The organism is Streptomyces sp. NPDC058335 (assembly GCF_042723915.1).
GTDB lineage: Bacteria > Actinomycetota > Actinomycetes > Streptomycetales > Streptomycetaceae > Streptomyces.
This window is the reverse complement of sequence record NZ_JBHXHX010000012.1, coordinates 21,022-46,173: the sequence shown is the minus strand read 5'-3', so window position 1 is coordinate 46,173 and position 25,152 is coordinate 21,022. Positions and strand designations below refer to the sequence as shown.

Genomic DNA, 25,152 nt, shown 5'->3' with positions numbered 1-25,152 from the left:
AACGCCGTCCCCGGTCGCCGGCCGGCTGACGTCTACCCGTCGGCCTGCCGCCCGGCCCGCCCGGCCTCCTCCTTCAGCCGGACCACGAAGTCGGCGACCGCCGTTCGCACGTGCTCGGCGCTCCACTCCAGGCCGGGGGCGCGGACGTCGATCTCCGTGACGGCCAGGCCAGGCACCGGCGCGTCCCAGGAACGGGCGAAGAGCAGGGTCCCGGTCTCCTCGGCCGTACGGATCGCGGCCTCGGCGACCATGTCGGCGTCGTACGGCAGCCACACCTGGAACTCGTTGGTGTGCGGCACCTCGGGGTGCACGCGCGACCACGGCAGCCCGGCCGCCGCCAAGCCCTCGGCCAGCGCGGCGGCCACCACGCGCGCGTGGCGCACGTACGAGGGCAGGCGGGGCAGTTCGCGCTCCAGGCCCAGCAGCGCCGACAGGGCGGTGGGGAACTGCTGGAAGACCGTGCCGCCGTAGCGGTGGCGCCAGACCTTCGCCTCCTCGACCAGGGTGCTCGGGCCGGCCAGTGCGGCGCCGCCGAAGCCGTCGAGGGACTTGTAGAACGACACGTAGACGCTGTCCGCCAGTCCGGCGATCTCGTCGAGCGGGCGGTCGAAGTGGACGGTGGACTCCCACAGGCGCGCGCCGTCGAAGTGCACCACCGCGTCCCGCTCGCGCGCCGCCTCTACGAGATCGTTCAGTTCCTCCCAGGACGGCAGCAGGTGTCCGGGGCCCACGAGCGGCAGTTCGAGCATGAGCGCACCGAAGGGCTCCTCGCAGTCACGGACCTCCTCGGCGGTGGGCTGCCGCGGCTCGGCGGTCAGCCGGACCGGGCGCAATCCACTGACCTGGCTGAACGCCCCCCGTTCGTGCACCTCCGGGTGGGCCTTGGCGTGCAGGGCCACGGCCGGGTTCCCGGTGCGGCCCGCCCAGCAGCGCAGGGCCACCTGTTGCGCCATGGTTCCCGTCGGGAAGAAGGCCGCGGCGTCCTTGCCGAGCAGCGCGGCGACCTTGGCCTCCAGGGCCGCGACGACGCCGTCGCCGTACATGTCGACGGATTCGTCCAGGTCGTACACCTCGTCGGCGGCGTCCAGGAGGGCGAGCCGCTGGCGGATCGTCCCCTGCAGGCCGGAGCGCGCCAGCACCCGCCGCGCGCTGCGCGAGGCCCTCCTGCGCCGCTCCCAACGGCGCCTGCGCCGCTCGTCCTCCGACACCGGCTCGGGCGGCTCCTGCTCGTACACCTGCGTGGGCCGATCCGCCGTATCACTCATGCCGTGGATCATTTCGCGCGCGTGGCCACGAGGGCACCCGATTTCGGCGGCGGAGGAAGAGTGCGGTTACCCACAGCCTGTGGACAACTGGAGCCCCTGGTAACCGATCGCGTTAACATGACGAGAAATCGTCCGGTACCCAGAGCGGACTGGAACGGGAAGGCCGCCGTCGCGTGAGTACAGTCCAACAGCCAGACCCCAGGGACCGCCCCGCGCGGCTGACCGTCGGCGTCGTCGGCGCCGGTCGCGTCGGCCCCGCGCTCGCCGCGTCCCTCCAGCTCGCCGGACACCGCCCGGTCGCCGTCTCCGGCGTCTCCGACGCCTCCCGTCGGCGCGCCGCGACGATGCTGCCGGACGTACCCCTCGTCACCCCCGCCGAGGTCATGGCGCGCGCCGACCTGGTCCTGCTGACGGTCCCCGACGACGCCCTGCCCGGCCTCGTCGAGGGCCTCGCCGAGACCGGCGCGGTCCGCCCGGGCCAGCTGCTCGTGCACACCTCCGGCCGGTACGGCGCGAGGGTCCTGGACCCCGCCCTGCGTGCGGGCGCGCTGCCGCTGGCCCTGCACCCGGCGATGACCTTCACCGGCACCGCGGTGGACGTCCAGCGCCTGGCCGGCTGCTCCTTCGGGGTCACCGCGCCCGACGAACTGCGGCTGGCCGCCGAAGCCCTCGTCATCGAGATGGGCGGCGAACCGGAATGGATCGCCGAGGAGAACCGGCCGCTCTATCACGCGGCCCTCGCCCTCGGCGCCAACCACCTGGTCACCCTGGTCGCCCAGTCCCTGGAGCTGCTGCGCGCGGCCGGTGTCGAGGCGCCCGACCGGATGCTCGGCCCCCTGCTGGGCGCGGCCCTGGACAACGCGCTGCGCTCCGGCGACGCGGCGCTCACCGGCCCCGTCGCGCGCGGCGACGCGGGCACGGTCGCCGTGCATGTCTCCGAGCTGCGCAGGCATGCCCCGCAGACCGTCGACGGCTATCTGGCGATGGCCCGCGCGACGGCCGACCGGGCCCTGGCCAGCGGTCTGCTCAAGCCGGAGCTCGCCGAGGACCTCCTCGGGGTACTCGCCAAAGGGACCGACGGCGCCGAGGGAGACGTCCGATGACCACGACCCTGCTGCGCACCGCCGGTGAGCTGCACGCCCGCACGCGCGCGGGCCGTCGCGCCGTCGTGATGACGATGGGCGCCCTGCACGAGGGGCACGCCACCCTCGTCCGCACCGCGCGCGAGATCGCGGGACCGGAGGGCGAGGTCGTCGTCACGGTCTTCGTCAATCCGCTCCAGTTCGGCGCGGGCGAGGACCTCGACCGCTACCCGCGCACCCTGGACGCCGACGTCAAGATCGCCGAAGAGGCCGGCGCGGACGTGGTGTTCGCCCCGTCCGTCGACGAGGTCTACCCGGGCGGCGAACCCCAGGTCCGCGTCAGCGCCGGGCCCATGGGGGAGCGCCTGGAGGGCGCCTCCCGCCCCGGGCACTTCGACGGCATGCTCACCGTCGTCGCCAAGCTGCTGCACCTGACCCGCCCGGACGTCGCTCTGTACGGGCAGAAGGACGCACAGCAGCTCGCGCTGATCCGGCGCATGGTGCGCGACCTGAACTTCGCCATCGACATCGTCGCCGTACCGACCGTGCGCGAGGACGACGGACTGGCGCTGTCCAGCCGCAACCGCTATCTGTCCCCGGCCGAGCGGCGCACCGCGCTCGCCCTGTCCCGGGCGCTGTTCGCGGGCCGCGACCGGCATGCCGCGCAGGAGGCGCTGCGGGCACGCGCGCGTGAGGTGCCCGCCACCCACGCGCGTGCGGAGGCGCTCAGCGCCCTCGGCGAGTCCCGCGCGGCCGCCGACGCCCACGCCGTGGCCAAGGCCGCCCCCGGCTCCGTGGCCGCCGTCCGCGCCGCCGCCCGCACGGTCCTGGACGAGGCCGCGCGCATGGTCCCGCCGCTGAAACTGGACTACCTCGGCCTCGTCGACCCGTCCGACTTCGGCGACATCGACGACGACTTCACCGGCGAGGCCGTCCTCGCCGTCGCCGCCCGGGTCGGCACGACCCGGCTGATCGACAACCTCCCCCTCACCTTCGGAGCCGCCTCGTGACCAGCACAGGCATACGACTGCACGCGCCCGCGCCCGGGTGGTCCATCTCCGCGGACGTCGTGGTCGTCGGCTCCGGGGTGGCCGGCCTCACCGCCGCCCTGCGCTGCGAGGCCGCGGGACTGACGACGGTCGTCGTCACCAAGGCCCGCCTGGACGACGGCTCCACCCGCTGGGCGCAGGGCGGCATCGCGGCCGCGCTCGGCGAGGGCGACACACCCGAACAGCACCTCGAGGACACGTTGGTGGCGGGCGCGGGCCTGTGCGACGAGGACGCGGTACGCCTCCTGGTCACCGAGGGCCCCGACGCCGTACGGCGGCTCATCGAGACCGGCGCCCACTTCGACGAGTCCGAGGAAGGTGGCCTGGAGCTGACCCGCGAGGGCGGCCACCACCGCCGCCGCATCGCGCACGCGGGCGGTGACGCGACCGGCGCGGAGATCTCCCGCGCGCTCGTCGAGGCGGTCCGCGCGCGCGGACTGCGCACCATCGAGAACGCGCTCGTCCTGGACCTCCTCACGGACGCCGACGGCCGCACCGCCGGTGTCTCCCTGCACGTCATGGGCGAGGGCCAGCACGACGGCGTGGGCGCCGTGCACGCGCCCGCGGTCGTCCTCGCCACCGGCGGCATGGGCCAGGTCTTCTCCGCGACCACCAACCCGTCCGTGTCGACGGGCGACGGCGTCGCGCTCGCCCTGCGCGCGGGCGCGGAGGTCTCCGACCTGGAGTTCGTGCAGTTCCACCCGACCGTGCTGTTTCTCGGCCCCGACGCGGAGGGCCAGCAGCCCCTCGTCTCCGAGGCGGTGCGCGGCGAGGGCGCCCACCTGGTCGACGGCGACGGAGTGCGCTTCATGCTGGGGCAGCACGAGCTGGCCGAGCTGGCGCCCCGCGACATCGTCGCCAAGGGCATCATGCGCCGCATGCAGGAGCTGGACGCCGAGCACATGTACCTCGACGCCCGCCACTTCGGGGCCGAGATGTGGGAGCACCGCTTCCCGACGATCCTCGCCGCCTGCCGGGCCCACGGCATCGACCCGGTCACCGAGCCGGTCCCGGTCGCGCCGGCCGCCCACTACGCCTCCGGCGGCGTGCGCGCCGACTCCCACGGCCGGACCACCGTCCCGGGCCTGTACGCCTGCGGCGAGGTCGCCTGCACGGGCGTGCACGGCGCGAACCGGCTGGCCTCCAACTCCCTCCTGGAGGGCCTCGTCTACGCCGAGCGCATCTCCGCCGACATCGCGGCGAGCCGGTCGGCGGACGGCCTCCCCGCGCGCGTGCCCGTCCCCGTCGAGCACCCCGAGAAGCCCGCACACCCGCTCCTCGCCCCCGAGGCCCGGTTCGCGATCCAGCGGAGCATGACCGAGGGCGCGGGCGTCCTGCGCTCCGCCGACTCCCTGGAGAAGGCCGCCGAGCAGCTCCAGCGGCTGCACTCCGAGGCCCGCGACGCCCTCGACGAGAACGGCAAGACCGCCGAACCCGGCGTCGACACCTGGGAGGCCACCAACCTCCTGTGCGTGGCCCGCGTCCTGGTCGCCGCCGCCCGGATGCGCGAGGAGACCCGCGGCTGCCACTGGCGCGAGGACCGCGCCGAGCGCGACGACACCGGCTGGCGCCGCCACATCGTCGTACGGCTGAATCCGGACCGGACCCTCGCCGTACACACCACCGATACCGCAGACTTCCCCCCGACCCGGCACCAGCAGGAGCAGTGACAGAAGTGAGCACCCCCGAGGACCTTCCCCTCGTCCAGAGCGGCGGCTGCGGCGACGGCTGTGCCTGTGGCACGGACGCCGACCCCACCGACGAGGAGTACCTGGAGTGCGGGCTCGATCCCGCGCTCGCCCAGCTCCTGGCCGACGCCGGGCTCGACCCCGTCGAGGTCGAGGACATCGCCAACGTCGCCATCCAGGAGGACCTGGCCCACGGCGTGGACGTGACGACGGTCGCGACCATCCCAGAGGACGCGGTGGCCACCGCCGACTTCACCGCGCGCGAGGCGGGCGTGGTGGCGGGCCTCAGGGTCGCCGAGGCCGTGCTCTCGGTCGTCTGCACGGACGAGTTCGAGGTCGAGCGGCATGTCGAGGACGGCGACCGCGTGGAGGCCGGGCAGAAGCTGCTGTCGGTCACCACGCGCACGCGCGACCTCCTCACCGGCGAGCGCAGCGCGCTGAACCTGATGTGCCGCCTCTCCGGCATCGCGACCGCCACGCGCGCGTGGGCGGACGCGCTGGAGGGCACCGAGGCACGCGTGCGTGACACCCGGAAGACCACGCCGGGCCTGCGCGCCCTGGAGAAGTTCGCCGTGCGCTGCGGCGGCGGCCTCAACCACCGGATGTCGCTGTCCGACGCGGCCTTGGTCAAGGACAACCACGTGGTCGCCGCGGGCGGCGTCGCCCAGGCCTTCCAGGCCGTACGGGAGGCCTTCCCGGACGTGCCGATCGAGGTCGAGGTCGACACCCTGCACCAGCTGCGCGAGGTCATCGAGGCCGGCGCCGACCTGATCCTGCTGGACAACTTCACGCCCGCGGAGTGCGCGGAGGCCGTCGGCATCGTCGACGGGCGCGCGCTCCTCGAGGCCTCCGGCCGGCTCACCCTGGACAACGCGAAGGCGTACGCCGACACCGGAGTCGACTTCCTGGCCGTGGGCGCCCTGACCCACTCCTCGCCGATCCTGGACATCGGCCTGGACCTGCGAGCGGCGGAGTAGGGAGCGGGATCCGGCCATGCTGCTGACGATCGACGTAGGGAACACGCACACCGTGCTCGGCCTGTTCGACGGGGAGGACATCGTCGAGCACTGGCGGATCTCGACGGACGCCCGCCGCACGGCCGACGAGCTGGCGGTCCTTCTCCAGGGTCTGATGGGCATGCACCCACTCCTGGGGGTGGAGCTGGGCGAGGGCATCGACGGCATCGCCATCTGCGCGACCGTCCCGTCCGTCCTGCACGAGCTGCGCGAGGTGACCCGCCGCTACTACGGCGACGTCCCCGCGGTGCTCGTCGAGCCCGGCGTGAAGACGGGCGTACCGATCCTCTTCGACAATCCCAAGGAGGTCGGCGCCGACCGCATCATCAACGCGGTCGCCGCCAACGAGCTGTACGGCGGCCCCGCGATCGTCGTGGACTTCGGCACGGCGACCACGTTCGACGCGATCAGCGCGCGCGGGGAGTACGTCGGCGGCGTCATCGCGCCCGGCATCGAGATCTCCGTCGAGGCCCTGGGCGTCAAGGCCGCGCAGCTGCGCAAGATCGAGGTGGCCCGCCCTCGCAGCGTGATCGGCAAGAACACGGTCGAGGCGATGCAGTCCGGCATCGTCTACGGCTTCGCCGGCCAGGTCGACGGTGTCGTGGGCCGGATGGCCAGGGAACTGTCCGAGGATCCCGACGACGTGACGGTGATCGCCACGGGCGGTCTGGCGCCGATGGTGCTGGGCGAGTCCTCGGTGATCGACGAGCACGAGCCGTGGCTGACGCTGATCGGGCTGCGCCTGGTGTACGAGCGGAACGTCTCGCGGATGTGAGGCGTGAGTCGTGAGCGAGGGGCTGTGGGTGTGGGGCCGGTCCGTGGAATCGGGCGCGCCACACCCACTCCTTATGTCGAATTTGTCTGATTAGCGCGTATCGTCGCCGCATGCCCACGCCATACGGATCCCGCGGCGGCATGGCGTTCGGTGCGGAGGAGCTGCGTGTGCTCCGTCGCGCCCTCGCCCTCGCCCTCCACCCCGGCCCCGCCTCGTCCGAGGACGTCCAGGACTGCCATCGCCTCGCCGAATCTCTCGACGAGGCGATGCGCGAGGCCGCCCGGTTGCGGGCCTTCCTGGTGTCCGACCTCGCCCGGTACCGCGCCGCCCTCCCCGGCACCGCCGCCGGTTACCTCGCGCTCCTGGAGGAGGTGCTGGCCACCGGGCACCGGCCCGAGGCCGACGACCTCGCCGCTCTGCGCGCCCTGCGGGGCAATCCGACGGCGGCCGCCCTCCTGGACCACTGCCAGACCCTTGCCGAGCAGGACGTACGCGCCCGTCTCGCCCGCCGTACGGCCCGCCGGGTCGTCGCGCCCGCCCCCGTGGTGCCGGCCTCCCGTACGCGCCTCCTGGCGCTTCCCGGGGGCCGTTCCGGGGCCGTGGCGGAGGTCGTTCGCGACCGCCTCGTGGTCGCCACCGAGGAGCCGACACCGCGTCCTGCCGAGAAACCCACGGAGAAACCGCCCGCCCCCGGGCCCGTCCCCGTGAAGCCGCAGGAGCCGGAGCCCTCCCGCCGGCCCGTGCCCACGCCGGGCGAGGTCTTCCCGCGGCGCAAGCCCGCCCCGCCGTCCACCGGCCCGCGGGAGCGGCTCGCCGCCGGCTGACGGGGGCGCCGCCGGCCCGCCTCGCCGTACGCGACCCCGTCCCGATGTCCCGTTCCTCCCTGGCTACCCTGGATCCATGGACTATGTCTCCGCGCTGCTGCCCCCCGTCGTCATGGCCGTCTTCTTCATCGGCCTGATCAGGGTGATCGTGAAGACCCAGGGCGGCAGCAACAAGGCCAAGGAGGACGCGGCCGTCGACGCCGCCCTCGCGCGCGCGGAGAGCACGCGCCAGCCCTCCGCGAAGACCGAGGCCTGATCCCCCTCAGGTCCCCGCACCTCCCACGCGCGTCCTTCGGGGCGTACGGCTCCCGCCTCAGGGTGTCGTACGCCCCTTTTCTTCGTATTTGTTGAAGAAGGCGCACGTCCGGCACGCGATTGGCGAGATCTCCCACTATCGTTCTGAGTTGTGCCTCGCCCATTGGGAGAACTCGAAGACGCGGTCATGACGCGGGTGTGGAAGTGGAACCGCCCGGTCACCGTTCGAGAAGTCCTGGAAGACCTTCAGCAGGAACGGTCCATCGCCTACACCACGGTGATGACCGTTTTGGACAATCTCCATCAGAAGGGCTGGGTGCGCCGTGAGGCGGAAGGCCGGGCCTATCGATATGAGGCGGTCTCCACACGTGCCGCCTACGCCGCCGCCCTGATGAACGAGGCCTGGACACAGAGCGACAACCCCGCCGCCGCTCTCGTCGCCTTCTTCGGGATGATGAGCGACGAACAGCGCCATGCCCTGCGCGATGCGGTACGCATCGTCCAGGGACCCGAAACTTCCGAACGCCCCGAAGCGGGGAGTCCGCGGGAGAACCCCGGGTCGGCGACGGAGTCCGACGGGCGATAGCGTCCGCTCATGTCAGCACAGAGCCCTGAAGTCAGCGCTAAAGCCATCACCGTCCGCCGGGCCCGGACCAGCGATGTCCCCGCCGTACGCCGTCTCCTTGACGCGTACGTCCGTGGCGGCATCCTGCTCGACAAAGCGACGGTGACCCTTTACGAGGACATCCAGGAGTTCTGGGTCGCCGAACGCGACGACAACGCCGAGGTCGTGGGCTGCGGTGCCCTGCACGTGATGTGGGAAGACCTCGCGGAAGTCCGCACTCTCGCGGTGAAGCCCGGCCTGAAGGGCGCCGGCGTCGGTCACCAGTTGTTGGAGAAGTTGCTGCAGACCGCGCGCTGGCTCGGCGTTCGCCGGGTTTTCTGCCTGACCTTCGAAGTGAACTTCTTCGGCAAGCACGGCTTCGTGGAGATCGGCGAGACGCCGGTCGACACCGATGTCTACACGGAGCTGCTCCGTTCCTATGACGAGGGCGTCGCCGAGTTCCTCGGTCTCGAACGAGTGAAACCGAACACCTTGGGCAACAGCCGGATGCTTCTGCATCTGTGATCGTCGAGTCCCATTCCGGTGGAGCCGCCTTGCCCAGGTGCCCTATGTCCGAAACGCGCACGTTTCCGTGCGGTGTACGGGCAGCCGGTCTCTCCCGAGGGTTTGTGTTTTCCCAGCAAAAGCGGTTTGCTTTCCGACGTACTGCAGTACTGCATATAACAGGGGGCGGCGAAACGGCGGAACGCCGTAGACCCCCGGCCCTCACGTTATCGATGAAAGGAAATCCGGTGGCACAGAAGGTTCAGGTCCTTCTTGTCGACGACCTCGACGGCGGCGAGGCCGACGAGACCGTGACGTTCGCGCTGGACGGCAAGACATACGAGATCGATCTCACGACTGCCAATGCGGACAAGCTGCGCAGCCTTCTCGACCCCTATGTGAAGGGTGGCCGGCGCACCGGTGGCCGTGCTTCGGGTGGACGTGGAAAGACGCGCGCCGCTGTCGGTGGCAGCCAGGACACCGCGCAGATCCGCGCCTGGGCGAAGGAGAACGGTTACGAGGTCAATGACCGTGGCCGTGTTCCCGCGACCATTCGCGAGGCCTACGAGAAGGCCAACGGCTGAGCGCAGGCGCGCCGCAGCCGGACACGGTGACAGTGCGTCGCCAGCGTGTCCACCAATCGCACCAGGTCGGGGGCGCCCCCAACGCCCCCCAGCGCCGACATCGTCGGCAGCGAGGCCTCGACCTCGCGCCCTCCGACGGGGGGCCGCACCCACACGGCGGCCCCCTGCACCGCTGTCCCGCCACAGGTTCCGCCCGGCGGCAGGGGCGCCTCGACGGCCCCGCCCGCGCCGGTCGCCGTCAGATCCAGCGGCAGCGCGTCCCACTCCAGCCACCGCAGGATGCCGGGCAGCTCCTCCGCGCTCCCCGCCGCCACCAGCAGCCGCATCCGGTCGCCCCGCACAGCCACCGGAGAGCCCGGCGCCAGGTGCCTCAGCGCCGCGTGACCCGCCTCCGCCGGCACGTCCAGCACGTCGAAGCACACGCCCACCCGAAGTCGTACGGGCTCTCCGGGCACCGTCGGCCACCCCAGTTCGTTCTCGTACCAGCCGCGGAGGCTCTCGGCCGGACGGTCCGGATCGAGCGGCCTGCGGGGAGAGGGGACCGGGGATGTCGCAGAGGCGGCCGGAGGGACGGCCAGGGAAACGACCTGGAACACGGCCGAGGGGACTGAGCCAACCATGCCGAGTGCAACAGTCCTGAACGCCCCCGAGTTACGCTGAGTGCTCCACCAAATGCGCACAGTGGCGAAACGGGGGGCGTGCGGGGGTGCCGGGAGGCGCAAGGTTGTTCGCCCGTAGCGGAGGGATCGGGTGCTCACGGCATGGAGTGTCAGTCCCGGCGGGTAAGACATCCCTAGTGGGAGGGGGCGACACGCAGGAAACGGCGGTCTCACGTTCGCCATCGGCGTACTGGCGACAGGGGTAACTGTCTGGCCTGCGGGAACATCGTCTCGCACCATCGGGTTGGAGCAGATGTCGGCGTTCGGGGTCAGGAGGCCATCGACGGTGTCGGCAGTTGGAATGAGCGGTCCCCGCTTGCGGGACTAAGCTGCGGAAGGACAGGGAGGGGAAGTTCCCCCCACTGCCTGACCGCTCTGAGGAGCGATTAACGATGTTCGAGAGGTTCACCGACCGCGCGCGGCGGGTTGTCGTCCTGGCTCAGGAAGAAGCCCGGATGCTCAACCACAACTACATCGGCACCGAGCACATCCTCCTGGGCCTGATCCACGAGGGTGAGGGTGTCGCCGCCAAGGCCCTTGAGAGCCTCGGGATTTCGCTCGAGGCGGTCCGCCAGCAGGTGGAGGAGATCATCGGGCAGGGGCAGCAGGCCCCGTCCGGCCACATCCCCTTCACCCCCCGTGCCAAGAAGGTCCTGGAGCTGTCGCTCCGCGAGGCCCTTCAGCTCGGCCACAACTACATCGGCACGGAGCACATCCTGCTCGGCCTGATCCGTGAGGGCGAGGGCGTCGCCGCCCAGGTCCTGGTCAAGCTGGGCGCAGATCTGAACCGTGTGCGGCAGCAGGTGATCCAGCTGCTCTCCGGTTACCAGGGCAAGGAGACCGCCGGCGCCAGTGGCGGTCCTGCCGAGGGCACCCCCTCGACGTCCCTGGTCCTCGACCAGTTCGGCCGGAACCTCACCCAGGCCGCTCGTGAGTCCAAGCTCGACCCGGTCATCGGGCGCGAGAAGGAGATCGAGCGGGTCATGCAGGTGCTGTCCCGCCGTACCAAGAACAACCCGGTCCTGATCGGTGAGCCCGGCGTCGGCAAGACCGCCGTCGTCGAGGGCCTCGCCCAGGCCATCGTCAAGGGCGAGGTGCCCGAGACCCTCAAGGACAAGCACCTCTACACCCTGGACCTCGGCGCGCTGGTCGCCGGCTCCCGCTACCGCGGTGACTTCGAGGAGCGCCTGAAGAAGGTCCTCAAGGAGATCCGCACCCGCGGCGACATCATCCTGTTCATCGACGAGCTGCACACGCTGGTCGGTGCGGGTGCCGCCGAAGGCGCCATCGACGCCGCTTCGATCCTGAAGCCGATGCTGGCCCGCGGTGAGCTCCAGACCATCGGTGCCACCACGCTGGACGAGTACCGCAAGCACCTGGAGAAGGACGCGGCCCTCGAGCGCCGCTTCCAGCCGATCCAGGTCGCGGAGCCGTCCCTGCCGCACACCATCGAGATCCTCAAGGGTCTGCGCGACCGGTACGAGGCGCACCACCGTGTCTCCATCACGGATGAGGCGCTGGTCCAGGCGGCCACCCTGGCCGACCGGTACATCTCGGACCGCTTCCTGCCGGACAAGGCGATCGACCTGATCGACGAGGCCGGTTCCCGGATGCGCATCCGCCGGATGACCGCGCCGCCGGACCTGCGCGAGTTCGACGAGAAGATCGCCGGCGTCCGCCGCGACAAGGAGTCCGCGATCGACTCGCAGGACTTCGAGAAGGCCGCATCCCTCCGCGACAAGGAGAAGCAGCTCCTGGCCGCCAAGGCCAAGCGGGAGAAGGAGTGGAAGGCCGGCGACATGGACGTCGTCGCCGAGGTCGACGGCGAGCTGATCGCCGAGGTCCTCGCGACCGCCACCGGCATCCCGGTCTTCAAGCTGACCGAGGAGGAGTCCTCGCGTCTGCTGCGCATGGAGGACGAACTCCACAAGCGGGTCATCGGCCAGAAGGACGCCGTCAAGGCGCTCTCGAAGGCGATCCGTCGTACGCGTGCGGGCCTCAAGGACCCGAAGCGTCCCGGTGGTTCGTTCATCTTCGCCGGCCCGTCCGGCGTCGGTAAGACCGAGCTGTCCAAGGCGCTCGCCGAGTTCCTCTTCGGTGACGAGGACGCGCTGATCTCCCTCGACATGTCGGAGTTCAGCGAGAAGCACACGGTGTCGCGTCTCTTCGGTTCCCCGCCCGGATACGTGGGTTACGAAGAGGGTGGCCAGCTGACCGAGAAGGTCCGCCGCAAGCCGTTCTCCGTCGTCCTCTTCGACGAGGTGGAGAAGGCCCACCCGGACATCTTCAACTCGCTGCTCCAGATCCTGGAGGACGGTCGCCTGACCGACTCCCAGGGCCGGGTCGTGGACTTCAAGAACACGGTCATCATCATGACGACCAACCTCGGCACGCGGGACATCTCGAAGGGCTTCAACCTCGGCTTCGCCGCCGCGGGTGACACGAAGTCCAACTACGAGCGCATGAAGAACAAGGTCTCGGACGAGCTGAAGCAGCACTTCCGGCCCGAGTTCCTCAACCGCGTCGACGACGTGGTCGTCTTCCCGCAGTTGACCCAGGCGGACATCCTCCAGATCGTCGACCTGATGGTCGGCAAGGTGGACGAGCGCCTCAAGGACCGGGACATGGGCATCGAGCTCTCCCAGTCCGCCAAGGAGCTGCTGTCCAAGAAGGGTTACGACCCGGTGCTGGGTGCGCGTCCGCTACGTCGCACCATCCAGCGCGAGATCGAGGACACGCTCTCGGAGAAGATCCTCTTCGGTGAGCTGCGTCCCGGTCACATCGTGGTCGTGGACACCGAGGGCGAGGGCGAGGCCAAGACCTTCACCTTCCGGGGTGAGGAGAAGGCGGCGCTGCCGGACGTTCCGCCGATCGAGCAGGCGGCCGGCGGGGCGGGTCCGAACCTGAGCAAGGACGCCTGAACCTCCAGGGGCTGAGCCTCCGAGGGCTGAGCCTCCGGGGTCCGAGCTGACGAAAGGGGCCGGTGCTGAAAAGCACCGGCCCCTTTCGCATGTCCGCAGGATTTACGACAGCTGCCCGTCGTAGTCCGGCAGCTTGAAGGTCTTCTCGGCGTGGCCGCCCGACAGGTCGGTGGCGCTGTTGCCGATGTTCCCGATGATCGTGTAGCCCTTGGACTCGATGTTCACGCGCTGGGCGGTCTTGTAGGCGGCGACGTCCTTGAAGAGGTCGAACAGGCCGCGTACGTAGAGGCCGGAGACCTTGTATCCGACGTACTTGAGGTTGTAGTCGGTCACGCCCGAGATGATGCCGGGGCGGGCGGTGACGAAGAAGAGCGAGACGCCGTGCTCCTGGGCGTACCTGGCGACGTCGAGGACCGGCTTGTTGGCCGGCTGCGGGTAGCTGAAGCCGAAGTCGGTCTCCAGGGTGGTGTTGTCGATGTCGAGGACCAGGGCCTGCTTCTCGCCCGGCTTGACGGCGGCGATGCGCTGCTTCAGGTAGGGCAGGGCCTGGTTCATCACGGACAGGCAGTCCGCCTGCCAGGTGTGGTAGTCGACGTCCTCCGCGGCGGCGGTGGCGACGGCGGTGGTGCCGGTGGTGCCGGTGGCCGTCGCGGCCTGGGCGCCGGCCGGGACGGCCATCGCGGTGACGGCGGCCGTCGCCACGGCGGTCATGCCGATACGGCGCGTCCAGGTGCCTCTGGTCATGGTGTGGGGGTCCTCTCGCGTCCAAACGCTGCGGGTGTCGTGGGCATGCTCATCGGTGGGGATGGCTTGAGGGGAACCAGCGGGTTACTGGACGGTAGAGGGCCGTGAGAGGCCGGTCACACCCTCGTGCACGCTTCGTGACGCGGGTCACAACTGCCTGAAGGGCCAGGCAAGTAGCCGCCGTCACATTGCGAAGTGCCGTACGCCGGGCGGCCGGTGACATGGCGCACAGGAGTTACGTCACGTACTAGGCGGAATAGTGGCGAGGGCGACTCGGGCGAAAGGGATATAACAGCTAGAACCCTTCCGTCCGACAGGCCTCCCGCGTGGACGGGGGGTGAATGCGGTCGTAAGGGTGGACTGTTAAGAAGTGTGCCGTTTTGGGACGGACTACTAGGTTCCGTCGTAGATCACACGTTTGGGGCATTGCCGATCCCCGGGTTACCAAGGGATGGCCATCCGGTCCGTACGTCGGGTGGTTCTCTCTGTCCCCGGCCCCATGAGGTTTCGATGTTCCAGCGCGTCCCGTTCCGTTCTTCCCGTACGTCCCAGCTCCGCACCCGCGTGGCCGTCGGCGCCGCCGCTCTCGGCGCCACGGTCGTGCTGGGGTCCGGAGTGGCGTCCGCTGTCGCGCCCCAGGCTCAGACGGCGGCACCCACGGCCGCGACCGCCGTGTCGGTCGCCAAGAAGGCCTCGGCGGCCTCCTGGGTCGACCCGGTGAAGAAGTACAAGCTGTCCGCCAGCTTCGCCCAGGCCGGCAACATGTGGAACTCCACCCACAGTGGCCAGGACTTCGCCGTGGCGACCGGCACCAAGGTCCTCGCCGCCCACGGCGGCAAGGTCGTCAAGGCCGGCGGCAACGGTGCCGGTGACGGCCCCGCCTACGGCAACGCCGTCGTCATCAAGCACGCCAACGGCGTCTACTCCCAGTACGCCCACCTGTCGCGCGTCGACGTGAAGGTCGGCCAGATCGTCAAGACCGGCCAGCGCATAGCCCTGTCCGGCAGCACCGGGAACTCCAGCGGCCCGCACCTGCACTTCGAGATCCGGACCACCGCCAACTACGGTTCGGCGATCGACCCGGTGAAGTTCCTGCGCGGCAAGGGCGTGACCGTCTGACGACGGTGATCCGCGGCAGCCGTCAGGACGACGACTGCGAGCCCTGATGAGCCTGAGTGATCAGATCGATGGCGACCTCGAGGACAGCTTCGCGCTTCTCCTCGGGGTCGCCTTCGAGGTCGTGCAGGAAGAACATGCCGGCGTGCAGCGTGAAGATGGCGCTGACGCAGCGCACCTGGTCGGCGAGGGGGGCGTCCGGGTCGATGACGATGTCGCGCAGTCCGCGCATGCGGTTCTTGAAGGACTCGCCGACCTGGAGCTCGCGGACCGTCGCCTGGTTCTCCTGCATGAAGCGGAAGAACGGGGCCGCCTCGCTGAGGGCGCGGCTGTAGCGCCGCAGGAGTTCCTGCTTGGTGTCCAGGGTGCGCGGCTGGCTCCGGCCCCACTCGATCAGGTCCTCGATCGGCTTCGTCAGATCCGTGAAGATGCTGACGATGATCTCTTCCTTGGTCTTGAAGTGGTAGTACAGGGCCGCCTTGGTGACGTCCAGACGCTCCGCGATCTCGCGGAGGGAGGTCTTCTCGTAGCCCTGCTCGGCGAAGAGTTCGAGCGCCACGTCCTGGATGCGCTGGCGGGTGTTGCCGCGGCGTCGCTGCTTGGTGCCGTCCATGGTGACGTCCATCCTCGTACTCCTCGCGTCGCCGCGAAAGCGGGTGCCGGCAGGTAAGAAACGCTTACCTTCTGCCCTGTCGGAACTTACTTGACGCCCGGCTAGTTGCGGGTCTATTTTCCCAGTCTAGTGAACTAGCCGGGCGGCAAGTAAGTGCCTGCCCTGGGGGAGTGGGAAACGATGGCGGACACGAGAACCGTTGAGCCGGACACCGGCATACCGGCCAAGAAACAGCAGAGCGTGCGGGTCGTGATCCTCGCACTGATGATCACGATGATGCTCGCGATGCTCGACAACATGATCGTGGGCACCGCGATGCCGACGATCGTCGGCGACCTCGGCGGCCTGGAACACCTGTCATGGGTGGTGACCTCGTACACCCTCGCCACCGCCGCCTCCACCCCGATCTGGGGCAAGCTCGGCGACATGTACGGGCGCAAGGGCGCCTTCCTCAGCTCGATCGTCATCTTCCTGGCCGGCTCGGTCCTGAGCGGGATGGCCCAGGACATGGGCCAGCTGATCGGCTTCCGTGCCGTGCAGGGGCTCGGTGCCGGCGGTCTGATGGTCGGCGTCATGGCGATCATCGGCGACCTCGTTCCGCCGCGCGAGCGCGGCAAGTACCAGGGCATGATGGCCGGCGTGATGGCGATCGCCATGATCGGCGGACCGCTGGTCGGCGGCACCATCACCGACCACTGGGGCTGGCGCTGGGCCTTCTACATCAACCTGCCGCTCGGCGTGGTGGCCCTCGGCCTCATCACCGCCGTCCTCCACCTGCCGAAGAAGCGGTCCCAGGCGCGCATCGACTACCTGGGCGCCGGACTGCTCACCGTCGGCATCACCTCCATCGTGCTCGTCACCACCTGGGGCGGCACGGAGTACGCCTGGTCCTCCGCGCGGATCATGGAACTGATCGGCATCGGTGTCGCCACGCTCGTCGGGTTCGTGTTCTGGCAGACCAGGGCCGTCGAGCCGATCCTGCCGCTGCACATCTTCCGCAGCCGCAACTTCACGCTGATGGCCGTCATCGGCTTCATCACCGGCTTCGTGATGTTCGGCGCCACCCTGTTCCTGCCGCTGTACCAGCAGTCGGTGCAGGGCGCCTCGGCGACCAACTCCGGCCTGCTGCTCCTGCCGATGCTCGGCGCGATGCTCGTGACCTCGATGGTCGCCGGCCGGATCACGACCAGCAGCGGCCGCTACAAGATCTTCCCGGTCGCCGGCAGCGCGCTGATGATCGTCGGGCTGTATCTGTTGTCCACGATGGACACCGGCACCTCCCGGTTCACCTCCGGTGTGTTCATGGCGGTCGTCGGCCTCGGCATGGGCTGCCTGATGCAGATCACCATGCTGGTCGCGCAGAACAGCGTCGAGATGAAGGACATGGGCGTCGCGTCCTCCTCGGCCACCCTCTTCCGTACGCTCGGTTCCTCCTTCGGTGTCGCGATCATGGGCGCGCTGTTCAACAGCCGGGTCCAGGACGCCATGTCCGAGCGGGCCGGCGCGCTGGGCTCCAAGATCACCGAGCAGTCCGCGCAACTGGACGCCGCCAGCCTCGCCAAGCTTCCGGCCCCGGCGCGGGAGGCCTACCAGTTCGCGGTGTCCGACGGCACGCACGCGGCGTTCGTCCTCGGAGCCGTCGTGGCCGTGGTCGCGCTGGTGGCGGCCGTGTTCGTCAAGGAGGTCCCGCTCCGCGGAGCCGAACCGAAGCAGGAGAACACCCCGGACGGGCCCACCGCCCCGAAGACGCCGGCGGTCGAGCCGGTCTGACCCACCGCGAATGCGAAGGGACCGCCGCCGCCTGTCGAGGGCGGCGGTCCCCCCTCCGTCGCTGTATGACCTGCGCGAGAGGCCCCCGGCCGGCGTCCGCCCCGGGGGCCTCTGGCATGGGGCAGGGCGGTACCTGGTGCTGTGACCCGCAGGTGGCTGTACGCCTGCACCTGGCTGTACGTCTGCGCCGGGCCCTGCGACCCACACGTGCTGCCCAACTGATCAGCACGTACGCATCTGGCCCTGTGGCCTGCACTGGCCCAGCGGCCTACCCCTGCCCCTGCCCTCTGGCCTGGGCCCTGCCCCTGCGGCTACGCGGGGCCCTGCGGCCTCCACCGGCCCCCGCCGCCAGTACACGCACCCAATGGCGGCACCTGGCTCCACGGCGGCGCCCGCCCCGCACGCCCACCCGCCCGTCGCCCGCCCCTACGGCAGCATCGGATGGCTTCCCGTGTTCGTCGGGGCGTGTTCCGGTAGCCAGAGGACGGCTACGGCGCCCTCGGACGGTATGTGTTCCGGCGCTCCCGCGGGCCGTACGTTGCGGAAGGTCAGCCGGGCGCCCAGGACGCGGGCCTGTCCTGCCGCGATGGTGAGGCCGAGGCCGTGGCCGCGGCCTGCCCGGTCGCTGCTGCCCGTGCGGAAGCGGCTCGGGCCCTCCGCGAGCAGATCCTGGGGGAACCCGGGACCGTGGTCACGGACCCGGATGACCCTGCCCTCGACGGTGACCTGGATCGGCGGCTTGCCGTGCCGGCCGGCGTTGGTGAGCAGGTTCAGCAGGACGCGCTCCAGGCGCCGCGGGTCGGTGGTGACCATCGACTCGTGTACCACCCGTACCTCGACCTCCGGGTCCTTGGCCGCCACCCGCCGGGTGACGAACTCGCCCAGCAGGATGTCCTGCAACTCCGCGCGCTCGGAGGCGCCGTCGAGGCGGGCCACCTCCAGGACGTCCTCGACGAGCGTGCGCATCGCCTTCGCCCGGTCCATGACCAGTTCGGTGGGCCGGCCAGGCGGCAGCAGTTCGGCGGCCGTCAGCAGTCCGGTCACGGGTGTGCGCAGCTCGTGCGCGATGTCGGCGGTCACCCGGCGCTCGGCCTCCAGCCGCTGTTGGAGCGCGTCGGCCATGGCGTCCACGGCGGAGGCCAGGTCGTCGGTCTCGTCCCGCACGACCCCGCCGATGGCTTCCCGCACCCGCACGTCCGTCTCGCCCGTGGCGACCCGGTTCGCCGCGGCCGCCGCCTTGCGCAGCCGGCGCGACAGCTGCCCGCCGATCAGCACCCCGAGCGCGCTGCCGCCGAGGACGACCGCGATGGAGCCGATCACCAGGGCCTGGTCGAGGTCGTTGAGGATGTCGGTGCTGCGGTCGGTGAAGCCGGTGTGCAGGGAGAGGACATGCCCGTCCTTCAAAGGCACGGCCGCCCAGATGTCCGGCGCCCCGTCCCCGCGGTCGGAGACGAACGTGGCCCGGCGCCCCTTCTCGACCTTGAACCTCAGCTCCGAGGGCAGTTCCTGGTCGTCGATCTTGCTGTTGGGGAAGTTGGGGCGCCCGGACAGCTCGTAGTTGCGCTGGGCGATCTGGATGCGCTCGTCGGCCAGGTCACGGGCGTTGTCCAGCATGGACACCCTCGCGGCGTTGTGGACGACGAGGCTGAGCACGACCGCCACCAGCGCGCCGACCAGCGCGATGGCCGCGCTGAGCTTCCACCGCAGGCCGGTGCGGATGCCCACGCGCTCCACGCGGGCCGGAACCAGGTGCCGCAACATCCCCCGCATACCCCTGTCCGCTCAGGCCTTCAGTTTGTAGCCGAAGCCGCGGACCGTCTCGATACGGTCCTGGCCGATCTTCGTCCGCAGCCGCTGCACATGGACATCGACGACGCGGGTGTCACCACCCCAGCCGTAGTCCCACACCCGCTCGAGCAGCTTGTCCCGTGAGAGGACCGTGCCCGGGGCGGAGGAGAACTCCAGCAGCAGGCGCATCTCGGTCGGCGTGAGCGCGACCGGCTGCCCGGCCCGGCGCACCTCCATGCCCTCGGTGTCGATCTCCAGGTCGCCGAAGGTCAGCACGCCCCCGGCGGCGGAGGACTCCGCCTCCCCGCGGTCCGGTCCGCCCGCGTGCCCGAATCGGCGCAGCACCGCGCGGATGCGGGCGACCAGGACGGCCCCGTCGAAGGGCTTGGTCACATAGTCGTCGGCGCCGGCCTCCAGGCCGAGGACGACGTCGATGGAGTCGGCGCGCGCGGAGAGCATGATCACCGGCACGGTGGACTCGTCCCGGATTCGGCGGCACAGACTCACGCCGTCCAGTCCGGGCACCATGACGTCCAGCAGGGCGATGTCGGGGCGGTCCGCCCGGAACGCCTCCAGGCCGGACAGGCCGTCGGGCATCGCGGTGACCACGAAGCCGTCCCGCTCCAGGGCGAGCTGGGTGGCCTCGCGGATGACGTCGTCGTCCTCGACGAACAGAACGTGTGTCTGGTCTGCCATCCCGGTGCTCTCAGTCCTCATTGATGTCGCGGATGTGCGGTGTCTGTTGTGCCTGCGGGGGCCTGTTGTGCCCGTGCGTCCGTGTGTCCGTGTGTCTGTCGGTGCGCTGTCAGGTTTGTTGTCCCTAGGTGGGACGCCCGGAGCGCCTGGTGCGTTCACTGGTTCATCGGTCCGGGAGGCCCGAACGGTTCACGCGACAGAAGATTTTCTTGCCGAGCTGCCGAGCCGCCGAGCTGCCGAGCCGCCGAGTTTCGATGTACGGAGTTTCGATGTACTGAGTCCGTCAGCCGCTCTCCGGCACCGGCGTCGCATCCCCGCCGACGACGCTGCTGTAGTCGTTGTGCCAGCTGTACTCCTTGACGAAGCGGCCCGTGGCCGTCCAGCGGTACGTGATCACGTTCTCGCCGGAGGGGCTGGAGACCGGGTCGCCCTTCTCGTACACCTGCTTGGTCACCACCAGGTCGCCGCGGTCGATCTCGGCGTAGACCGGGGGTTCCTCGGCCTTGAACACGTTCTCGTACCGGCCGCTCGTCACCCGGTACACATACGACCCGACCCCGACCGCGTCACCGCAGGTCAGCACGTTGACGACGACATCCGTCTCGGCGCCGCCGGTGAGGTCCCCGAAGGAGACGTCGACCGGGTACTCGTCGCCGACGCAGGGTTTCAGCTCGCGCTTGACCTCCGCCGAGACCTCGGGGTCGTCCTTGACGATCCGGACGGCGTCGGTGCGGTCGGGGACGTCGGTGGGGGTGCCCGACGGGGAGGCGGTGGTGCCGGCGACCGCCTCGGCGTGTGCCGGGCCCTCGTCACGGGCGCCGGTGCCGCCGGTGGCGCACGAGGACAGGAAAAGGCCGAGGGCGGCGAGCACGGCCACCGCCGCGATCACCGCCTGGAAAGTGCCTCGGGCCGGTGAGGGCCCGGCCTCGGTCAGGCCGCCGTGCAACGCTCCCGCTCCTCACGCTCCAGCGCGCGTGCGTCCAGATCGCGGGCTTCCAGCTCCTCGCGGAGCCGGGCGAGCGCCCGGTGCAGCGTGCTCTTGACCGTACCGGCCGACATGCCGAGGGCGGCGGCCGTCTCCTCTGTGGACATCTGCTCCCAGTGTCGCAGCACGACGACGCTGCGCTGCTTCGGAGCGAGCACCTTCATCGCGTCCATCAGCAGGGCGCGGTCCGCGTGCTGCTCGGTGGAGTCCTGCACGCTGGCGTCCGGCAGCTGCTCGGTGGGGACTTCCTCCAGCTTGCGGGCCCGCCACCACTCGGTCCGCGTGTTGATCATGACCCGGCGCAGGTAGGCGTCCGCCAGCCGCTTGTCGGCGATACCGTCCCAGCGGCCGTACGTCCGCGCCAGGGCGGTCTGGAGGAGGTCCTGCGCGTCCACCGGGTCCGGAACCAGTCGGCGGGCGCTGCGCAGCAGCGCGTCCTGCCGGGTGCGGACGTACTCCTCGAACTCGAGCACCTCTCCGTGCGCCATGATCAACCGCCTCCGTATCCCCGTTCCGGCTGGCTGTCGTCCGCCGGTTTCCTGCTCGTGGTCTGTGGCCCTCGTGTCGCTGCCGGGCACACAAGCGAAGCTACGGAGGTGTTGTCACGGCACTGTCCGAGGCAGCCTGCGGCTAGCAGTCGGCTGTCCGTCGGTTGTGTAACGGAGGTGGGTCAGGGGTAAGGAAGTCGGCCCAATGCTGCCGGTTTGTGATGAGTCTTCCGCCGGTCGACTGTGACAGGGGCCCGGCTGCGGCCCCGGCATCGCCGTCCGACTGTGAACTGACCGTGCGTCAGGTGAGCGGCAGCCGGTACAGGCCGCCCGCCAGCGGTTCGACCAGACCGTCCGCGACGAGGCCGTCCAGCGCACGCGCGCGCTGCACCGGCTCGTGCCACACCCGGTCGAGTGCCGCCTGCGGCACGGGCGTGTGGGCCTCCCTCAGGACGGCGAGCAGTTTGCCGCGCACCTGGCGGTCCGTACCGGCGTACGTCTGGCCGCGGCGCGCCGGGCCGTCGTGTTCCGGCTTGCCCGCGAGCCGCCAGGCGCACTGGGCGGCGATCGGGCAGTGGTGGCAGGTCTCGTTCCGCGCCGTGCAGACGAGCGCTCCCAGCTCCATGGACGCGGCGGCCCAGCGTGCGGCGACCTTCTCGTCCTCGGGCAGCAGGGCGCGCGCCAGCTTGCGCTCGGCAGCCGTGGTGGCGTTCGGCGGGTACTGGACCCCGGTGACCGCGCGCGCGAACACCCGGCGGACGTTGGTGTCCAGGACGGCGTGCCGCTGCCCGTAGGCGAAGGAGGCGACGGCGGCGGCCGTGTACTCGCCGATGCCGGGCAGCGCCAGCAGCTGCGCGTGATCCGCCGGTACGTCGCCGCCGTGGCGTTCCGTTATGGCCACCGCGGCGCCGTGCAGCCGCAGGGCGCGTCGCGGATAGCCGAGCCGGCCCCACGCGCGCACGGCCTCACCGGGGGCCTCGGAGGCCAGGTCGGCGGGGCGCGGCCAGCGGGCGAGCCACTGCTCGTAGACCGGCAGGACGCGGCTGACCGGCGTCTGCTGGAGCATGAACTCGCTGACCATCACACCCCAGGCACCGGCCTCGGGGCGCCGCCAGGGCAGGTCGCGGGCGTGGTCCTCGAACCAGTCGATGACGGGGGAGTGCAGGCGCGTGCCGGTGGCCCGTCCGGCGGTCGTCGGGTCGGTCGTGGCCGCGGGCGGCTGCTCTCGGGTGGGCTGGCCGGAGACGGTGTCGGCGGGGCTGTGGTGCGGGGGCTTCGTGGGCGCAGTCATGGCCCTTCCGATCCTGCCATGCGCGAAGGGGCACGCGCGCGTACCGCCACCGGTGGGGCGGGGCGCGGGAGCCATCCGCGCGCGTGGGCCACGGGCGCGGCCGGAGGTGTGAGGGGCGCGCGTGCGAAGGAGTGCGCCGTCACGGACCGTGTCCGGAACGCGGCGCCGATGTCACGTCCCGCGACCGGGAAGGGTGCGCGAGGGTCTCAAGTCGGCACCGGGACAGCCGTGTCCGGGATGATGATCCGGAAAAGTTGTGTCCCAGGCGGCGGGTGGGGCCGAGCAGCGCAAGGATCTCTCGTACAGTTTGCGCCGTGGGATCTATGCGCAATCCGGTCGGGCCGCTTCCCTCCTCCATCTACTGGCGACGGAGGGTCGTACTGCTGTCCGTGCTCGCCCTGTTGGCGTTGCTGATCACGTGGGTGGTCACCGCGGGCGGGGGTGACGGCAAGAACGGGGCGGACGGCTCCAACGGCAAGAATCCCGCCTCCTCCATCACGCCGGGCCCTTCCGGCTCCGGGCCCGCGATCAGTCAAAACCCGGGCGGGCGCGACGAGTCGGGCGACGAGGGCACCGGCGGCTCCGGTTCGGGCTCGGAAACCGGGTCGGGCGACGGTGCCGGATCCGGCGGCGAGGACACGGGCGGAGCCGGTTCGGCGGGGTCCGGTGGTTCCGCCGCCGGTACCGGCGCCGGTACCGGCGGCAGCGGGTCGGGTACGACGCTGCCGGCCGGTACGACGCTGCCCAACTGCACCGCCAGCGTGGTCACGTTGAGCCTGCGCAGCGTCCGCAACACCTACTCGCCGGACCAGACGCCCACGTTCCGGCTGACGGCGCAGAACTCCTCCGGCAATGACTGCAAGGTCGATCTCGGGCCCAGGAACGCGGTGTTGACGATCACTCAGGCCGGCGTCGCCCAGGACTACTGGTCGTCCGCCGACTGCCCGAAGGGATCCGCGAGCCTGCTGTACCGGGTGCCGGCCGGGGGCAGCTTCACCTACACCATCACGTGGGACCGGAAGCCGAGTGCGCCGGAGTGCGCGACGCCTCCGGCGGGGATCGCGGGGGCCGGGACCTACCTGGTGGAGGCGAAGGCGCCCGGGTTCACGAAGGCGCAGACCTCGTTCGTCCTCGACCAGGACTGAGGCAGGGCGGCGGCACGGCTGTCGAGCCCGGCTCGGGGCGCGGTGGCCGATGCCGCCTCACGGGCACCACACATACCGCCTGGCCTCAGACGTACCGCTCCAGAATCGACGACTCCGCCAGCCGCGATAGCCCTTCGCGCACGCTGCGTGCCCGCGCCTCGCCCACGCCGTCGACCGTCTGAAGGTCGTCGACGCTCGCCGCGAGGAGCTTCTGCAGGCCGCCGAAGTGCTCCACCAGGCGGTCGATGATGGCGCCGGGGAGGCGGGGAACCTTGGCCAGCAGGCGGAAGCCGCGCGGTGAGACCGCGGAGTCGAGCGCCTCGGGGGAGCCGGTGTAGCCCAACGCACGGGCCACCGTGGACATTTCGAGCAGCTCCGCGTGGGTGAGCGCGTTCAGTTCGTACAGGGCCTCGTCGACCGTGCGGGAGCGCTTGGCCGTGGGCTCCGGAACATAGTCCCGGACCACCAGTTCACGCTCTGGCTCCACGCCCGCGATCAACTCGTCGAGCTGGAGGGAGAGAAGACGCCCGTCGGTGCCCAGTTCGACCACGTATTCGGCGATTTCGGTGGCGATGCGGCGCACCATCTCCAGGCGCTGCGCCACCGCCGAGACGTCGCGGACCGTCACCAGGTCCTCGATCTCCAGCGCTGACAACGTTCCCGCGACCTCGTCCAGGCGGAGCTTGTAGCGCTCCAGGGTCGCGAGCGCCTGGTTCGCGCGGGACAGGATCGCCGCGGAGTCCTCCAGGACGCGGCGCTGGCCGTCGACGTAGAGCGCGATCAGGCGCATGGACTGGGAGACCGAGACGATGGGGTAGCCGACCTGCTTGCTGACGCGGTCCGCCGTGCGGTGACGGGTGCCGGTCTCCTCCGTGGGAATGGTGGGGTCCGGCACCAGCTGCACGCCGGCCCGAAGGATCTTGGACAGGTCGGACGAGACGACGATGCCGCCGTCGAGCTTGCACAGCTCACGCAGGCGCGTGGCCGTGAACTCGACGTCCAGGACGAATCCGCCCGTGCACATCGTCTCGACCGTCTTGTCGGAACCGAGCACGATGAGTCCGCCGGTGTTGCCGCGGAGAACCCGTTCCAGGCCGTCGCGCAGGGCCGTGCCGGGAGCCACCGCGCTCAGCGCGGCACGCATCAGGCCTTCGGCACCGGAACTCCCACCGGACTTTCCGGGAGCTGCCGCCCGGTCGTTGGCTGCCACTGCACTCCTCCGGTCACAGGTTCTTTGGTGCTCCCGTTTCGCGCACTCGGTTCGTACGGACGGGCGAGACCTGGGCAAAG

24 protein-coding genes are annotated in these 25,152 nt (G+C 70.6%); 14 read left to right on the top strand and 10 right to left on the bottom strand.

All coding sequences use genetic code 11. The features are described 5' to 3' along the window. Positions 1 to 32: 32 nt before the first annotated feature. Positions 33 to 1,265 (bottom strand): threonine aldolase family protein, encoded by a 1,233-nt coding sequence (locus ACFWJX_RS23705; RefSeq protein WP_383246525.1) that lies wholly within the window; start codon positions 1,263 to 1,265, stop codon positions 33 to 35. Between the two features lie 173 nt (positions 1,266 to 1,438). On the opposite strand from ACFWJX_RS23705, the gene ACFWJX_RS23700 reads away from it, so the two are divergent. The 10 genes from ACFWJX_RS23700 to ACFWJX_RS23655 all read left to right on the top strand — a co-directional run bounded on the left by ACFWJX_RS23700 (position 1,439) and on the right by ACFWJX_RS23655 (position 9,646). After that, positions 1,439 to 2,368 carry a Rossmann-like and DUF2520 domain-containing protein gene (locus ACFWJX_RS23700; protein ID WP_383246523.1) on the top strand — a complete coding sequence of 310 codons (930 nt, stop codon included), beginning with the start codon at positions 1,439 to 1,441 and terminating at the stop codon, positions 2,366 to 2,368. Further along, positions 2,365 to 3,357: a pantoate--beta-alanine ligase gene (gene panC / locus ACFWJX_RS23695; RefSeq protein WP_383246520.1), complete on the top strand. Its 993-nt coding sequence runs from the start codon at positions 2,365 to 2,367 to the stop codon at positions 3,355 to 3,357. Before ACFWJX_RS23700 ends, panC begins: the two co-directional genes overlap by 4 nt. Further along, a complete protein-coding gene (locus ACFWJX_RS23690) occupies positions 3,354 to 5,066 on the top strand; it encodes an L-aspartate oxidase (protein ID WP_383246517.1) in 1,713 nt (570 codons plus the stop codon). Before panC ends, ACFWJX_RS23690 begins: the two co-directional genes overlap by 4 nt. 5 nt (positions 5,067 to 5,071) lie before the next feature. Further along, positions 5,072 to 6,061, top strand: coding sequence for a carboxylating nicotinate-nucleotide diphosphorylase (nadC, locus tag ACFWJX_RS23685; protein ID WP_383246515.1), 990 nt, complete (start codon positions 5,072 to 5,074; stop codon positions 6,059 to 6,061). Positions 6,062 to 6,077: 16 nt separating this feature from the next. Further along, the gene (locus tag ACFWJX_RS23680) at positions 6,078 to 6,875 is read left to right on the top strand and encodes a type III pantothenate kinase (RefSeq protein ID WP_383246513.1); all 798 of its coding nucleotides are present in this window, start codon (positions 6,078 to 6,080) and stop codon (positions 6,873 to 6,875) included. 140 nt (positions 6,876 to 7,015) lie between these two features. After that, entirely contained in the window at positions 7,016 to 7,699 is a 684-nt protein-coding gene (locus ACFWJX_RS23675; RefSeq protein WP_383247087.1) for a hypothetical protein, read from the top strand. Between the two features lie 76 nt (positions 7,700 to 7,775). Then, entirely contained in the window at positions 7,776 to 7,955 is a 180-nt protein-coding gene (locus tag ACFWJX_RS23670) for a hypothetical protein (protein WP_383246510.1), read from the top strand. Between the two features lie 162 nt (positions 7,956 to 8,117). Beyond that, the gene (locus ACFWJX_RS23665; protein ID WP_073492037.1) at positions 8,118 to 8,540 is read left to right on the top strand and encodes a BlaI/MecI/CopY family transcriptional regulator; all 423 of its coding nucleotides are present in this window, start codon (positions 8,118 to 8,120) and stop codon (positions 8,538 to 8,540) included. 9 nt (positions 8,541 to 8,549) lie between these two features. Beyond that, a complete protein-coding gene (locus ACFWJX_RS23660) occupies positions 8,550 to 9,083 on the top strand; it encodes an amino-acid N-acetyltransferase (protein ID WP_383246507.1) in 534 nt (177 codons plus the stop codon). A gap of 227 nt (positions 9,084 to 9,310) precedes the next feature. After that, on the top strand, positions 9,311 to 9,646 hold the full coding sequence (locus ACFWJX_RS23655) for an Lsr2 family protein (RefSeq protein ID WP_383246504.1): 336 nt from the start codon (positions 9,311 to 9,313) through the stop codon (positions 9,644 to 9,646). On the opposite strand, the gene ACFWJX_RS23650 is transcribed toward ACFWJX_RS23655, so the two are convergent. Next, on the bottom strand, positions 9,625 to 10,266 hold the full coding sequence (locus ACFWJX_RS23650; protein WP_383246501.1) for an SCO3374 family protein: 642 nt from the start codon (positions 10,264 to 10,266) through the stop codon (positions 9,625 to 9,627). The two genes, ACFWJX_RS23655 and ACFWJX_RS23650, sit on opposite strands and share 22 nt — an antisense overlap. 431 nt (positions 10,267 to 10,697) lie before the next feature. Here ACFWJX_RS23650 and ACFWJX_RS23645 point away from each other — a divergent pair, with 431 nt between their 5' ends. Next, positions 10,698 to 13,226, top strand: a complete 2,529-nt coding sequence (locus tag ACFWJX_RS23645; RefSeq protein WP_355907516.1) for an ATP-dependent Clp protease ATP-binding subunit — start codon at positions 10,698 to 10,700, stop codon at positions 13,224 to 13,226. 102 nt (positions 13,227 to 13,328) lie between these two features. Here ACFWJX_RS23645 and ACFWJX_RS23640 read toward each other — a convergent pair whose 3' ends face one another. Beyond that, positions 13,329 to 13,970, bottom strand: coding sequence for an HAD family acid phosphatase (locus ACFWJX_RS23640; protein ID WP_383246497.1), 642 nt, complete (start codon positions 13,968 to 13,970; stop codon positions 13,329 to 13,331). A gap of 510 nt (positions 13,971 to 14,480) precedes the next feature. Between ACFWJX_RS23640 and ACFWJX_RS23635 the strand changes: the two genes are divergently transcribed. Then, positions 14,481 to 15,089 carry a M23 family metallopeptidase gene (locus tag ACFWJX_RS23635; RefSeq protein WP_383246494.1) on the top strand — a complete coding sequence of 203 codons (609 nt, stop codon included), beginning with the start codon at positions 14,481 to 14,483 and terminating at the stop codon, positions 15,087 to 15,089. Between the two features lie 22 nt (positions 15,090 to 15,111). Here ACFWJX_RS23635 and ACFWJX_RS23630 read toward each other — a convergent pair whose 3' ends face one another. Further along, complete coding sequence (locus ACFWJX_RS23630) at positions 15,112 to 15,711, bottom strand: TetR/AcrR family transcriptional regulator (protein ID WP_383246491.1); 600 nt, start codon at positions 15,709 to 15,711, stop codon at positions 15,112 to 15,114. Between the two features lie 168 nt (positions 15,712 to 15,879). Here ACFWJX_RS23630 and ACFWJX_RS23625 point away from each other — a divergent pair, with 168 nt between their 5' ends. Then, complete coding sequence (locus tag ACFWJX_RS23625; RefSeq protein ID WP_383246488.1) at positions 15,880 to 17,469, top strand: MDR family MFS transporter; 1,590 nt, start codon at positions 15,880 to 15,882, stop codon at positions 17,467 to 17,469. A gap of 426 nt (positions 17,470 to 17,895) precedes the next feature. Here ACFWJX_RS23625 and cseC read toward each other — a convergent pair whose 3' ends face one another. From cseC to ACFWJX_RS23600, 5 genes are all read right to left on the bottom strand, one after another. Continuing rightward, the gene (gene cseC / locus ACFWJX_RS23620) at positions 17,896 to 19,239 is read right to left on the bottom strand and encodes a two-component system sensor histidine kinase CseC (protein ID WP_383246485.1); all 1,344 of its coding nucleotides are present in this window, start codon (positions 19,237 to 19,239) and stop codon (positions 17,896 to 17,898) included. A gap of 12 nt (positions 19,240 to 19,251) precedes the next feature. After that, positions 19,252 to 19,953, bottom strand: a complete 702-nt coding sequence (cseB, locus tag ACFWJX_RS23615; protein ID WP_073492028.1) for a two-component system response regulator CseB — start codon at positions 19,951 to 19,953, stop codon at positions 19,252 to 19,254. A gap of 283 nt (positions 19,954 to 20,236) precedes the next feature. Next, entirely contained in the window at positions 20,237 to 20,899 is a 663-nt protein-coding gene (locus ACFWJX_RS23610; protein WP_383246481.1) for a hypothetical protein, read from the bottom strand. Next, complete coding sequence (locus tag ACFWJX_RS23605; RefSeq protein WP_383246479.1) at positions 20,884 to 21,426, bottom strand: SigE family RNA polymerase sigma factor; 543 nt, start codon at positions 21,424 to 21,426, stop codon at positions 20,884 to 20,886. Before ACFWJX_RS23605 ends, ACFWJX_RS23610 begins: the two co-directional genes overlap by 16 nt. 301 nt (positions 21,427 to 21,727) lie before the next feature. After that, positions 21,728 to 22,717, bottom strand: a complete 990-nt coding sequence (locus ACFWJX_RS23600) for an A/G-specific adenine glycosylase (RefSeq protein ID WP_383246477.1) — start codon at positions 22,715 to 22,717, stop codon at positions 21,728 to 21,730. Positions 22,718 to 23,031: 314 nt separating this feature from the next. On the opposite strand from ACFWJX_RS23600, the gene ACFWJX_RS23595 reads away from it, so the two are divergent. Further along, positions 23,032 to 23,862, top strand: a complete 831-nt coding sequence (locus tag ACFWJX_RS23595) for a hypothetical protein (RefSeq protein ID WP_383246474.1) — start codon at positions 23,032 to 23,034, stop codon at positions 23,860 to 23,862. Positions 23,863 to 23,947: 85 nt separating this feature from the next. On the opposite strand, the gene disA is transcribed toward ACFWJX_RS23595, so the two are convergent. Continuing rightward, positions 23,948 to 25,072: a DNA integrity scanning diadenylate cyclase DisA gene (gene disA / locus ACFWJX_RS23590; protein WP_252545420.1), complete on the bottom strand. Its 1,125-nt coding sequence runs from the start codon at positions 25,070 to 25,072 to the stop codon at positions 23,948 to 23,950. Positions 25,073 to 25,152 lie beyond the last annotated feature (80 nt).